Source organism: Homoserinimonas flava (genome assembly GCF_054969005.1).
Genome location: NZ_JBUEQS010000001.1, coordinates 619,813 through 632,958, shown reverse-complemented (window position 1 = coordinate 632,958; position 13,146 = coordinate 619,813). Strand labels below are relative to the sequence as shown.

The window sequence follows — 13,146 nt, the reverse complement described above, 5'->3', positions numbered from 1 at the left end:
GATAGCTCACGGCATCCGCCGCGGCGTCACCAGGCGACAGCGAACCCGGTCACTTCGGCGACGACAAAGCCGGACTCGATGTCGATGATGCGCGTCACGATGCTGCCGGCGCGCGCATTCGGGTAGTAGGCGTCAGATTCAGCCGACGCGACATCCGGGACAACCTCTACCGCGACGAACTGACCATTGGGCGACACGCTGATGTCGTCAACGCTGCTCGTGCCCGCCTCGGACGCGAAGAGCGTGCGTGACGCAAGCCCGTCGTCGACCACGACGAGGCTCGAGAACACCGCGGTCGCCTCGTCGTAGAGGCTGACCTTCTGCACGCGCGACGGGCCGTTGCCGAGCAGCTCAACGTCGCCGCCGAACGGGAAGTTGCCGTCGATGGGCGTCGGCCCAAACGGTTGCTCCTCGCCATCGGTAAACGAGTAGATGATGGTGTCGTAGAGATCCCGCACGATCGCCGTCGTTCCGTCGGCCGAGATATCGTCGAGCCCCTCCCAGGTGCCGAGCGGCACGGTGGGTACCTCGCCCCGCGGATCGATCATGATCAAGGACTGGTCGATGCCGAGTGCCGCGATTATGTCCCCGCCAGGCACGAACTGCCAATCCAGGACTGTGAGCGCTCCTCCACCGACTCCAGTCACGGGCTCCGGGATGTGCACACCTTCGAGATCCATCCAGAGGAGCGTCTGCGAGTACTCACGCGTGAGCGAGTCGCCAGCGCTTGTAAAGCGAAACCCGACCGCGAAGGCCGAACTCCCCTCAAGGGTGTCGATCGTGCCCTGAGCGGGAAGGGCGATCTCTTCGACAACCCCATCGAAGAGGCTCACGAGCGAGAGACGATGATCATCGTCGGCGGGCGCGGTCACCACGGCCAGCGCCTGCCCGATGACAGCGAAATCGAGAATGCGCGAGGCCGAATACACCGACTCCGTGGCACCGAGCCCATCAGCGCCGAGCGATCCCGCCATGATGTGGTCAGCCTCCCCCGAGCCGGGCGCGGCACGGTCGAGGTAGTAGATCTCAGCCTCGTCCGTCGTGAACTCGTGTCGCAGCGTCGCCGGTTGGTCTTGGTAGAGACTCGTCACTCCGTCGATCTCCACCACGTAGTCAGTGCCGTAGTGCAACGGCGCATCGAAGGTCAGTGTGATGAGATCCCCCTGCGTATCGACGGAGAATCCGGCGTCCGGTGTGATCGACACCTGTTCTGGCGTGACCTGGGCAACCTGCTGGTTGGCGAACAGGCGCAACTGCTGCCCGGCATCCTGCACGACAAGCGTGGAGTCAACGACCGCCGAGGCGAGCTTGGGCCCCTGGAAGGTGGTGAGCCCCAGGAAGACAAGGCACAGCACGACGAGCACGGAGACTGTGCCGCCGAATGCGCTGCGGAACTGGGCATCGTCGGGGCGGCGCTGACGACGGCGAAAGCCCGCGATGCGAAGGGTGGAGCGAGGAGTCAATAGAGGTACGGCTCCTCGGGTTGCTCCACCGATTCGATCTCGGCAGGGACGAGCGCGAGCGGCTGCGTGCTGCTGCGGCTGGGGTTTGTGTCGAAGGTGCCCGCGACCTGCACCCACTCGTCAGCCGCGAACTGTTCCTGCCAGTCAGCCAGATACACGGGCACCCCGACAGGCTGGGCATCGACCGCGCAGCACGTCACCTTGAAGCGAGACACGTAGAACACGTTTTCAGGGTCGTCAGCGTCCGGCGTTACGAACCCGATGACGTCTGCCGGCTTGTCGGAGTAGAACGCTCGATCGCTCGACTGGCGCAGCAGTGAGGCCCAATCGAGCACCGTGAAGGTCTCAAATGCACCGGATGCCGCGGCCTCCGACACACCGGAATCGGGATCCCCGAGCGCCGTGCTGTTGATCTCACGTTGCGACGCTGTCGCCGTCGTGAGGGTCGCCGGCGGCACCGCAATGACGGCGAATGCGAGACCCAAGGCGAGCACCGAGCCGCTGTGCGACGCCCAGCGTCCGACCGTGCCCGGCACCTCCTCGGCGTCGTCGCCTCGGCGAACTATAAAGCTCGCAAGCACAAAGACGAAGCCGATGGCCGCCATAGCCACCGTGAACACGACGTAGCGGGGGTGGATGTAGAGCACGAGCTGCTCGGTCAGGGCGAGCCAGAGGGTCGAGACGAGCACTGCGGAGGCAAGCACAATGCCCTGCCACCGACGCCACGTGGCCCACGTTCGTGACATGGTTCCCGGCACCGCATGGTCGTGATGCCCATGGTCGTGGTGAGCATGGTCGTGATGCGCGTGATCGCCGCCGCGGTGGAGATGTTCGTCAGTAGAGATAATTCACCGCCAATCCGATTCCGCCGCTGAGGAGCGCAACCATGAGGGTGATCTTCAGCAGCACCGCTGTCGTGAAGGTCGTGCGAAGCAGCGCAAGCATCTTGATGTCGATGATGGGCCCGAAGAGCAAGAAGGTGGCGATCGACCCTGGCATGAATGTCGAAGCGAACGGCAGGATGAAGAATGCGTCGACGTTGGAGCAGACCGAGATGATAAAGGCGAGCACCATCATCGCAAGAATCGACCACAAGGGGTTGCTGCCGAGGCTCACGAGCACTTCGCGTGGCACCGCAACCTGCACGACTCCGGCGATGAGCGAACCGACGAACAGGGCCGGCATGATGACGCCGAGCTCGCGGATGAAGAGGTTGACACTCTTGCCGACACGGCCGCGCCCATGCGTCTGCGCGTCCTCCGTCGCGCACTCGGCAGCGAAGCTCGGGGTAAGCAGGCTCTCCTGATCTGGATGCTTGCTGAACACCCAGCCGATGAGGTTCGCGATGAGGAACCCGCCGACGAGACGGGCAATAAGGATGCCGTCGTCGAACCCGAACGCCTGGTGGGTCGTGATGATGGTGATCGGGTTGAGGATGGGAGCCGCGAGAAGGAACGTCATCGCTTCGGAGACCGTGAATCCGCGCAGCACGAGTCCTCGGGCGAGAGGGACATTGCCGCACTCGCAAACCGGGAGGAACATTCCAAGGAACGACACGACCGCTCGGCGACCCCACTCGTTGCGGGGCATGATCTTGGTGATCCAGTGATCTGGAATCCAGAACTGCACGACCGTGGAGAGCACGATGCCGAGAATGACGAACGGCAACGACTCGACGATGACGCTGATGCTCAGCGTCAAGAGATCTTGCACCGCATTCGGGAGCGTTGGAAGGCCGAGCTCCGGTGTCACGGCTCGGATGACGAACAGCGCAACGATGCCGACGACCCCGATAGTCAGGCCGACGATCGTCGGAACGCCAATCCGTCGAGAGGTGACGCGGTCACGCGACTGAACACTCATCGGCTCGTCCACAACTCCCTCACGATTGATCGGTGCTCCTCGCGCCTTCGGGTTGCGCGCCCAGGTCAGTCCACCACGGTGGTCGACTGTGCTGTCCCAGCCTGCACTACCCCGGCGCTCGAGGCGCGACGCGACCCGCGCGATCGGCCCTGTCCTGGCTGCTTCGGCTCTGGCAGGGCGTCGAGCACCGAGCCGAGAATCTGCTCAGCATCCTGCGTGCTGATGCGCCGCTGTGCAGCGGGCGCCTTCGCAACGGGGATGTCGAGAATCTCAAGCACGTCATCGAGGGCGGCCGGAGCATCCGAACCACCGTCGCCACTGCTCGATGCCGATGCCGCAGTTTCGGCCGTAACCCCGGCATCACTCGGCTCTCCAGCCTGAGGCGACTTCGAGCGCGAGCGGCGCGAGCGAGTCGCCTTGGCCGGTGCCACTTCGGTGTCAACGACTGCCGTGGGAGATTCGGGCTCGGGAGCAGCGGCGTGCACCGGGGTGCTCGCCTCGCCGTTCGCCACGATCGTGCTCGCCGCGATCTGGGCGAGCGCGTTCTTGACGTCTTCGGTAATCGCGTGCGTCGCCGGCACCTTGGGCGCGGAGCCGCTGTGAGCACCGTTGCCAGAGTTGCCCGAATTGCCGCCGCCGTTACCACCGTTGCCGCCCTTGCCACCACGACTACGACGGGTCTCCGGCTGCGGGGTCTGCCGATGCTTCGTAACGGGGTCGTGGTGCACGATGATGCCGCGACCGGCGCAGGTGTCACACGGTTCGCTGAACGACTCGAGCAGGCCGAGGCCCAGCTTCTTGCGTGTCATCTGCACGAGGCCGAGGGAGGTGACTTCGGCGACCTGGTGCTTTGTTCGGTCACGGCTCAGGCATTCGACCAGACGGCGGAGTACAAGGTCACGGTTCGACTCGAGCACCATGTCGATGAAGTCGACCACAATGATGCCGCCGATGTCGCGCAGGCGGAGCTGCCGCACGATCTCTTCGGCCGCCTCGATGTTGTTCTTTGTGACGGTCTCTTCGAGGTTGCCGCCAGAACCGACGAACTTGCCAGTGTTGACATCCACAACCGTCATCGCCTCGGTGCGGTCGATCACAAGCGAACCACCCGAGGGCAGCCACACCTTGCGATCGAGCGCCTTCTCGATCTGTTCGCTAATGCGGTACTCGTCGAACGAGTCCTTCTCGCCGAGGTGCGCCTCGACGCGATCGACGAGATCTGGCGCGACCTGGCTGAGGTAGTTCGTGATCGTGTCGCGAGCATCCGTGCCCTCGATGACAAGCTTGTGGAAATCTTCGTTAAAGACATCGCGCACGATCTTGACCAACAGATCGGGCTCGCTGTGGAGCAGGGCTGGAGCGGTGACGCTCTCAAGTGCCGTGCTGATGGCGGACCACTGCGAGGTGAGGCGATTCACGTCGAGCGTCAACTGCTCTTCGGTTGCGCCCTCGGCGGCGGTGCGCACGATGACACCGGTGTTGTCTGGAAGCACCTCTTTGAGGATCTTCTTGAGTCGAGCCCGCTCCGTGTCTGGCAGCTTGCGGCTGATGCCGTTCATGGAGCCGTTCGGCACGTAGACGAGGTAGCGGCCGGGCAGCGAAACCTGGCTTGTCAGGCGGGCACCCTTGTGCCCGACCGGGTCTTTTGTGACCTGCACGAGCACCTTGTCGCCCGGCTTGAGCGCAAGCTCGATGCGGCGTGCCTGGTTCTTGCCCTCGGCAGAGTTCTCGGCGGCAGCCTCCCAATCGACCTCGCCCGAGTAGAGCACGGCGTTGCGACCGCGCCCGATGTCGACGAATGCTGCCTCCATGCTCGGGAGCACGTTCTGCACCCGACCCAGGTAGACGTTGCCGATGAGGGATGCCTCAGACGACTGTGCGACATAGTGCTCAACGAGCACGCCGTCCTCGAGCACGCCGAGCTGGATGCGGTTGTCCTTCTGGCGCACCACCATCGTGCGGTCAACGCTCTCGCGGCGCGCGAGGAACTCGGCCTCCGTGACGACGGGGCGACGGCGTCCAGCATCGCGGCCGTCGCGGCGACGCTGCTTCTTGGCCTCGAGGCGGGTGGAGCCCCGAACCTTCTGCGGCTCATTCGACGGCTCAGGCTGCTGGCGTGGTTCACGCGGCTGACGCGGCTGGCGGGCGGCCGGCTGCGAACGCTCCGACTCGCCCTGCTCGTCGGTGTCACCGGAACGGCGACGCGTGCGGCGGCGTGGTGTCGACGGCTCATCGTCGGCCTGCTCGATCTCGTCGGCGCGGGGCGGCAGCATGGTCGGCAGGTCTGGTGCGCGGAAGAGGAGCGAGGTGGTCGAGGTCGCCACGAGCGGCTCTGGGGCCTTCGAAGGGGCTTCGGATGCCTCAGGCTCAGCCTTCGCTTCGGCGTCTGTCTCTGCTTCCGGCTCAGTCGGTGTGACTTCTGCCTCGGATTCAGCTGGCTTCTTCTTCGCCGGGGCACGCCGAGCCGGAGCGCGCTTTGCCGGTGCCGGAACCTCGGGTGCCGCCTCAGCCGCCGGGGCTGGCTCCGCTACGGGGGCCATCTCAACCACGGGGGCTGGCTCGGCTGCCGGCGCCGCCTCGGGCTCTGGGGCTGTCGCCGCAGGTTCCACCGTCGCCGCGGCTGGCGCAGCCTGCTCCTCAGTCTTCGCTTTGCGGCCGCCAAAGAGTCGACCGCGCTTGCGCGATCCGTCTTTCGGCGCTCCACCGTCTGCAGTGTTGTCGTTTGTCTCCACCATTGCTGGTGCACTCCTCAGCCGGTGCGAAACGCCGCGCGTTCCATCCGGAATTCTCTCTCGCGGTACCCGCAGTGGCGGGAGGCCGCTAATCCTTACGACTCGTGACGGGCGGATACTTCCAGCGTTGCCCCTGCGGTTCCCGTTCGACCGGCGACATTTGCCTGGTCGGTAGTGAACTCACGGATGCTGCTGTAGCGGTATCGGCTCCGTCTCGCTCGTCTTCTGTCAATCATTCGGTACTGCATGCCCGGCGTGTCATGCCGGCGACAATCTCGTCATCCTGTCGCGGTGCGACGCGGCCGGCAGGCCGGAAAGCTCTTCTTCTTTGCCACCGTGAGCGCGGCTCGCAGCGGACTTCTCATAAATTATCGCACGCATCCGCAACGGTGCCGCATTCGGGGGACGCATGTCTGCCGATCTGTGTTGGAGCACCACCTCAGCACAGTGCGAGGATGGTGCCATGGTGCAACACCAGTCCACTCGAGATCGCCAACCGCTGCTCGGGGTCGTGATTGCGGTCATTGGTACCGCTGTGTGGATCGGATGCTTCATCGCGACGCTGTATGCCCTTGACGGCATGAACTCGGACTCACCCGCGACGCTGGGGCTTCTCGGCATTCCGTGGAGCGCTGTCGGCCTCGCCATTTCGGCGGCGGGGATCGGCGTCGGTGTGCTCTCGGCGGCCCGTGGGCGGCCCGGAAGGGCACCGCGTCGGCTGCTGGCGGGCGTCGTCACCGTGACCGCTGGAGTGATCGGGCTCGGCGCGGCATGGGCGCTCACCGCCGACAAAGTGATCACCCTCACCGAGCCACAGGCATCACTCGAATGCAACTTCAGTCTGCTCGTGCAATGCGGGGCCAACCTCGAGTCGTGGCAGGGGGCCGTCTTCGGCTTCCCGAATCCGCTGCTCGGGCTCTCGGCATGGCCAGCGGTAATCGTCGTCGGAGCGGCGCTCGCGGCAGGCATCCGAATTCCCACCTGGCTGTGGGCGGCATTCACGACGGGCGTCGTTGGCGCCATGGCGTTCGTCGCGTGGCTCATCGCGCAGAGCGTGTTCACGCTCGGCACCCTCTGCCCGTGGTGCATGGTCACCTGGATAGTCACAATTCCACTGTTCTGGTTCAGCATCGCCGAACTCGCTCGGCGCTCCGGTTCGGCGCGCATCGCCGCCGCCGGGGCGAAGACGATCGGCTGGCTGCCCCTCATCACCGTGCTGAGCTACCTCACGGTGGCGATCATCGCCCAGCTGCGGCTGGACGTGATCGCCTACCTCTGAGGCCGTGCCTCTGGTGCCGCTGGTGTGGCGTCAGGAAAACCAGAGCGCAAGCTCGCGAGCGGCCGACTCGGGAGAGTCGCTGCCGTGCACAAGGTTTTGCTGCACGCGGAGACCCCAATCGCGGCCGAGGTCGCCACGGATCGTCCCGGGCGCCGCCGTCGTCGGGTCGGTGGTGCCGGCGAGCGAGCGGAATCCCTCGATCACGCGATTGCCCGCGATGCGAACGGCAACAACCGGGCCACTCTCCATAAACTCGACGAGCGGCTCGTAGAAGGGCTTGCCCTCGTGCTCCGCGTAGTGCTGAGCGAGCAGGTCGCGGTCGGGTTGCACGAGTCGCAGGTCGACGAGCTGGTAGCCCTTCGCCTCGATGCGGGCGAGGATCTGGCCGGTGAGGCCGCGGGCAACGCCGTCAGGCTTGACGAGGACGAGCGTTTCTTCGATGTCGATAGACACGGGTTCTCCTTACTTCTGGGGGCTGGTGTGGTCTGGATGAATAGGTGTGTGGAACGGCGGATCAGGATGCTGCCGCGTCGGCGGCGAATGCGGCATTGCGCCGGTCAATGCGCTGCCCCATGACAAAGCAGTACACCCAGATGGCGACAAAGATTGCGCCGCTGACGAAGAGTGCCGGCAGCAAGAACCCCAGCGCAAGCAGGGCGACCTGGAGCCCCCACCCAAGCCATTCGCCCCAGGCGAAGCGCAGGAATGCTGCGGCGACCAAGAGCACCGCCATGAACGCAATGCCGCCGCCGAACGCGACAAGCGGCGGCACCAGGTCGAGGCCGAAGACTGTGAGGGCAATGAAGAACACGAGGGCTGCCTCGAGCCCGAGCACAATCGACAGCAGGGTTTCGCTCACCGAGCGAACCCTGCGCGGCTGTGCTGCCGGCTCGGCCGTCATGCCTTCCACCCCCGCTGTGCCGCGAGCTCGATGGCCTCACCGACGAGGGTGATCGAGCCCGTCACGACGACGGCCCGCTTCGCCGACTCGCCCGCCCAACTGCGCGCAGCATCCGCCGCCTCAGCGAGCGCGTCGTACTCCCAGGTCGAGTCCGGCCCCGCAATGTTGCGCACCCCGTAGGCGAGGTCGTCGGATGCGACAGCGCGGCTCGATGCCGACTGGGTCACATAGAACCGGGCCGCGAGCGGTGCGAGCGCCCCGACGATGCCGTCGAGATCTTTGTCCTCGAGGACCCCGAGCACGACCGCGACCTCGTCGAAGTCGAAAAACTCGGCCATCGCCGCCGTGAGCGCCGCCGCACCAGCAGGGTTGTGTGCGGCATCGACGAGCACAGTCGGTTCGATGCCGACAAGCTCGAGGCGGCCGGGCGAGGTTGCCTCGGCGAGGCCCTCTTCGACGACATCGCTCACAATCGCCTGGCTGCCGCCACCCAGGAACGACTCGACCGCCGCGATCGCCACAGCGGCGTTTTGCGCCTGGTGCGCGCCGTAGAGCGGCAAAAACACCTCGGCATAGGTCGTGACGCGGCCACGCACCGAGACGAGCTGCCCGCCGACCGCCATGGTCGAGGATGCGACGTCGAAGGCGCCGCCCTGCAGCACGAGCTCAGCGCCGAGCGCATCGGCGCGCGACTGCAGCTCCGTGAGCGCCGCGGCATCCTGTCGTGCGGAAACCACAATCGATCCAGCCTTGATGATGCCGGCCTTCGTGCGGGCGATTTCGCTCACCGTCGAACCCAAACGGTGCATGTGATCGAGCGAAATCGGTGTGATCACGGCGACCGCGGCATCCGCAATGTTCGTCGAATCCCACTCGCCGCCCATGCCGGTCTCGAGCACAATGACATCGACCGGTGCGTCGGCGAAACTCACGAAGGCGAGCAGCGTGAGCGCTTCGAAGAACGTCAATGGCTCCTCGCCCGCTATCTCGAGCTCCGAATCGGCAAGCTCGAGGTAGGGGGTGATGTCGCGCCAGTTCGCGATGAGCGCCTCATTGCTGATCGGCTCGCCATCAATGAGAATGCGTTCGTTGACGCGGCGCAGGTGCGGGCTCGTGAGCACGCCCGTGCGCAACCCGTGGGCGCGCAGCAGGCTGTCGATGATGCGGGTCGTGCTCGTCTTGCCGTTCGTGCCAGCAACGTGGATGACCGGGGCAGACGACTGCGGATCCCCCAGCAGCGCGGCGGCACGCCGGGTCGGCTCCAAGCGCACGCGCGGCGCGGACTCGCCCACGCGGGCGAGGAGGGCGGCATACACCGCGTCGGCCTCCGACTGCAGGAGCGAGTCGTCGGAAAGTTCCGGGTCGTCTGAGAGTGGTTGGCGATCAGACATCGATAGTGGCTCCCCATCGTTCGACGTCGATCACAATGCGAGCGACGTTGGAATACTGTGCGGCGCGGATCTCGGCTCGCTGGGCGCCGACCCGACCAAACGCTTCGGCGCCAGCACCGCGGCGAATCTCGGTGGCGCGGGCGAGCGTCTCGCCCGAGATGAGCTCGACAAACGACTCGATGGCCGTGGCATCCGCATCGCTTTCGACAAACAGTTCGAGACGGATGCGGTCACTCACGTTGAGGCGGGCAGCGCGACGTGCGTCCTGCACGGCGCGGATGATGTCCCTCGCCAGGCCCTCGGCCTCCAGCTCGGGTGTCGTCGCCGTTTCGAGCAGCACGAAGCCGCCGCCGGGGAGGAAGGTGATGGCGCGATCCGACGAGCCGGCGGTGAGCTCAAGCTCGAACTCCCCCGGCAGCAATTCGATGCCACCGACGACAACATGTTCCCCCTGCGGCGCCCAATCCCCCGCCCTCGCTGCACCGATGACCTGCTGCACGGCCTTGCCGATGCGAGGCCCGGCCGCCCGAGCGTTGACGGTGAGCTTGCGCTCGATGCCGAACGCGCCAAGGCTGTCCTCGCCGAGCGGCTCGAGCCTGACGTCCTTGACATTGAGCTCATCGCGCACGATCGACGAGAACTCACTGAGGCGGTCGCCATCGTCGCTCACGATCGTGAGGCTCGCGAGCGGCAGGCGCACACGCTTGCCCGTCGCCTTGCGCAGCGCAAGACCAGCTGACGCGATCTCTCGGACGCGGTCCATCGTCGTCGCGAGCACATCATCAGCCGGGAACGCCGCAGCGTCAGGCCAATCGCTGAGGTGCACACTGCGGCCCCCAGTGAGGCCCTGCCACACCGACTCCGTGACGAGCGGCGCGAGCGGCGCCGCCAGCCGCGTGAGCGTCTCCAGCACGGTGAACAGCGTGTCGAATGCCTCGGTATCGGTGCCGCTCCAGAAGCGGTCACGGCTGCGCCGCACATACCAGTTCGTGAGCACATCGGCGAAGTCACGCAGCGCAGCAGCCGCGAGCGGGGAGTCGAGTGCGTCAAGGTGCGACGTGACATCCGTCACCAGTTGGCGCGTCTTGGCGAGCAGGTAGCGGTCGAGCACATTGCTCGAATCGGTGCGCCACTGCGCTTCGTATCCGCCCTCCTTTGCGGCATTCGCGTAGAGGGTGAAGAAGTAGTAGGTGCTCCACAGCGGCAACAAGAACTGCCGAACACCCTCACGGATGCCCTCCTCTGTCACGACAAGGTTGCCCCCGCGGATGACCGACGACGACATGAGGAACCAGCGCATCGCATCGGCGCCATCACGCTCGAACACCTCGTTCACGTCGGGGTAGTTGCGCAGCGACTTCGACATCTTCTGGCCGTCGTTGCCGAGCACAATGCCGTGGCTGATGACATTGCTGAACGCCGGACGGTCGAAGAGCGCGGTCGACAGCACGTGCATGAGGTAGAACCAGCCACGGGTTTGGCCGATGTACTCCACGATGAAGTCGGCCGGGTTGTGGCTCTCGAACCATTCACGGTTCTCGAACGGGTAGTGCACCTGCGCATACGGCATCGACCCGGAGTCAAACCACACGTCGAAGACATCCTCGATGCGGCGCATGGTGGAGCGACCGGTCGGGTCGTCCGGGTTCGGGCGCGTCAGGTCGTCGATGTACGGCCGGTGCAGGTCGGGTTCGCCGGCCTCATTGAGCGGGAGCCTGCCGAAGTCCTCCTCTATCTCGGCGAGCGAGCCGTAGACATCAACGCGCGGGTAGTCGGGGTCATCGCTCTTCCACACCGGGATCGGCGAACCCCAGTAGCGGTTGCGCGACACCGACCAGTCGCGGGCATTCTCAAGCCACTTGCCGAACTGCCCGTCCTTCACATTCTCCGGCACCCAGGTGATCTGCTCATTGAGCTCGATCATGCGGCTTTTAAACTCCGTGACCCGGATGTACCAGCTCGACACTGCCTTATAGATGAGCGGCTTGCGGCACCGCCAGCAGTGCGGGTAGCTGTGCTCGTAGCTCTTCTGCTGCAGCAGACGCCCGTCGGCCTTGAGCAGCTGGGTCAGCGGCTTGTTGGCCTCGAACACCTGCTGGCCCGCCACCGGCTCGACGGCGCTGAGGAACCGCCCGCCCTCGTCGACCGAAATGATGACCGGGATACCCGCCTTCGCCGTCGTGACCTGGTCGTCCTCGCCGTAGGCGGGCGCCTGATGCACGATGCCGGTGCCCTCACCGGTCGCGACATAGTCGGCCACGAGGATCTGCCACGCACTCTCGGTGCCATACGTCGCGACGTCGGCGTAAAAATCCCACAGCCGGTCATACTGCACCCCGCCGAGCTCGGCGCCCTTGACGGTGCGACGAACGGCGGCCGTAGCATCCGCTGCGCTCTCATAGCCGAGATCTTTGGCGTACGCCGCCACCGTGTCTGCAGCGAGCAGGTAGTCGGCGACACCCTCAGCAGCGCCATCGCCGCCACCGAGCGGACCGCTCGGCACGACGGCGTAATCGATCGCGGGGCCGACGGCGAGCGCCAGGTTCGTCGGGAGGGTCCACGGGGTGGTCGTCCAGGCGAGCGCCCGCACCGCGGTGAGCCCCAGCGCCTCGGCCTTCTCACCGACGAGCGGGAACGTCACCGTGACGGTTTGGTCCTGGCGCATCTTGTAGACGTCGTCGTCCATGCGGAGCTCGTGATTGGAAAGGGGGGTCTCGTCGTTCCAGCAGTACGGGAGCACCCGGAAGCCCTCATATGCGAGCCCCTTGTCGTGGAGCTGCTTGAACGCCCAAAGCACGCTCTCCATGAACGTGACGTCGAGGGTCTTGTAGTCGTTGTCGAAATCAACCCAGCGCGCCTGCCGGGTGACATACTCCTGCCACTCCTGCGTGTACTCCAGCACCGACTCGCGGGCCTTCGCATTGAAAACCCCGATGCCCATGTCCTCGATCTGCTGCTTCTCGGTGATGCCGAGCTGGCGCATCGCCTCGAGCTCGGCCGGCAGACCGTGCGTGTCCCAGCCGAAGCGACGGTGCACCTGCTTGCCGCGCATCGTCTGATAGCGCGGAAAGAGGTCCTTCGCATACCCCGTGAGCAGGTGACCGTAGTGCGGGAGCCCGTTCGCGAACGGGGGTCCGTCGTAGAAGACCCACTCCTCGCAACCGTCACGGTTGTCGATCGATGCCTGGAACGTCTCGTCGCCCTTCCAGAACGCGAGGATGTTGCCCTCAATCGCCGGAAAGTCGGGGCTCGGGGTCACCGGGGTGGCCGATGAACCGTCGTGGGCGGGGCGCGGGTAGCTCAAATCTTCTCCTGGCAGTGACGATGCTGCACGAGGACGGCGGATGATCTGCTCACCACCGCGGTACCACCCCGCTTGCCACACACCGGCGTCTCCACCCGCAATGCGACCGCTTGTTCATTGGCTGTGACGGGCCAGACCCGTTCGGTTCTAGTGAGCGGGCACCGAAGCATCCGCTGTTCTGCCGAAAGCTCCCCGGTGATAGCCGGATCAACG

General features: G+C 65.5%; 9 protein-coding genes. 1 reads left to right on the top strand and 8 read right to left on the bottom strand.

The window, feature by feature from the left end; all coding sequences use genetic code 11:
* Positions 1-26: 26 nt before the first annotated feature.
* The 4 genes from ACY48M_RS03010 to ACY48M_RS02995 form a co-directional block, all read right to left on the bottom strand.
* A complete protein-coding gene (locus ACY48M_RS03010; RefSeq protein WP_462818757.1) occupies positions 27-1,463 on the bottom strand; it encodes a hypothetical protein in 1,437 nt (478 codons plus the stop codon).
* Entirely contained in the window at positions 1,460-2,209 is a 750-nt protein-coding gene (locus tag ACY48M_RS03005; RefSeq protein ID WP_462818756.1) for a TIGR03943 family putative permease subunit, read from the bottom strand. The genes ACY48M_RS03010 and ACY48M_RS03005 overlap by 4 nt, the downstream gene beginning before the upstream one ends.
* Positions 2,210-2,297: 88 nt before the next feature.
* Entirely contained in the window at positions 2,298-3,326 is a 1,029-nt protein-coding gene (locus ACY48M_RS03000) for a permease (RefSeq protein ID WP_462818755.1), read from the bottom strand.
* A gap of 65 nt (positions 3,327-3,391) precedes the next feature.
* Positions 3,392-6,061 (bottom strand): Rne/Rng family ribonuclease, encoded by a 2,670-nt coding sequence (locus ACY48M_RS02995; RefSeq protein WP_462818754.1) that lies wholly within the window; start codon positions 6,059-6,061, stop codon positions 3,392-3,394.
* 460 nt (positions 6,062-6,521) lie between these two features.
* On the opposite strand from ACY48M_RS02995, the gene ACY48M_RS02990 reads away from it, so the two are divergent.
* The gene (locus ACY48M_RS02990) at positions 6,522-7,337 is read left to right on the top strand and encodes a vitamin K epoxide reductase family protein (RefSeq protein ID WP_462818753.1); all 816 of its coding nucleotides are present in this window, start codon (positions 6,522-6,524) and stop codon (positions 7,335-7,337) included.
* Positions 7,338-7,367: 30 nt separating this feature from the next.
* Here ACY48M_RS02990 and ndk read toward each other — a convergent pair whose 3' ends face one another.
* The 4 genes from ndk to ileS form a co-directional block, all read right to left on the bottom strand.
* Positions 7,368-7,784: a nucleoside-diphosphate kinase gene (gene ndk, locus ACY48M_RS02985; protein WP_462819245.1), complete on the bottom strand. Its 417-nt coding sequence runs from the start codon at positions 7,782-7,784 to the stop codon at positions 7,368-7,370.
* 67 nt (positions 7,785-7,851) lie between these two features.
* On the bottom strand, positions 7,852-8,238 hold the full coding sequence (locus ACY48M_RS02980; protein ID WP_462818752.1) for a DUF4233 domain-containing protein: 387 nt from the start codon (positions 8,236-8,238) through the stop codon (positions 7,852-7,854).
* Positions 8,235-9,629: a bifunctional folylpolyglutamate synthase/dihydrofolate synthase gene (locus tag ACY48M_RS02975; RefSeq protein ID WP_462818751.1), complete on the bottom strand. Its 1,395-nt coding sequence runs from the start codon at positions 9,627-9,629 to the stop codon at positions 8,235-8,237. The genes ACY48M_RS02980 and ACY48M_RS02975 overlap by 4 nt, the downstream gene beginning before the upstream one ends.
* Positions 9,622-12,933, bottom strand: coding sequence for an isoleucine--tRNA ligase (gene ileS, locus ACY48M_RS02970; RefSeq protein WP_462818750.1), 3,312 nt, complete (start codon positions 12,931-12,933; stop codon positions 9,622-9,624). The genes ACY48M_RS02975 and ileS overlap by 8 nt, the downstream gene beginning before the upstream one ends.
* Between the last annotated feature and the right edge of the window lie 213 nt (positions 12,934-13,146).

Excerpts from the sequence above, each read along its gene's own strand:
- ACY48M_RS02980 (WP_462818752.1), bottom strand. The coding sequence starts at position 8,238 with ATGACGGCCGAGCCGGCAGCACAGCCGCGCAGGGTTCGCTCGGTGAGC.
- ACY48M_RS02975 (WP_462818751.1), bottom strand. The coding sequence starts at position 9,629 with ATGTCTGATCGCCAACCACTCTCAGACGACCCGGAACTTTCCGACGAC.
- ACY48M_RS03005 (WP_462818756.1), bottom strand. The coding sequence starts at position 2,209 with ATGTCACGAACGTGGGCCACGTGGCGTCGGTGGCAGGGCATTGTGCTT.
- ACY48M_RS02990 (WP_462818753.1), top strand. The coding sequence starts at position 6,522 with ATGGTGCAACACCAGTCCACTCGAGATCGCCAACCGCTGCTCGGGGTC.
- ACY48M_RS02995 (WP_462818754.1), bottom strand. The coding sequence starts at position 6,061 with ATGGTGGAGACAAACGACAACACTGCAGACGGTGGAGCGCCGAAAGAC.
- ACY48M_RS03000 (WP_462818755.1), bottom strand. The coding sequence starts at position 3,326 with ATGAGTGTTCAGTCGCGTGACCGCGTCACCTCTCGACGGATTGGCGTT.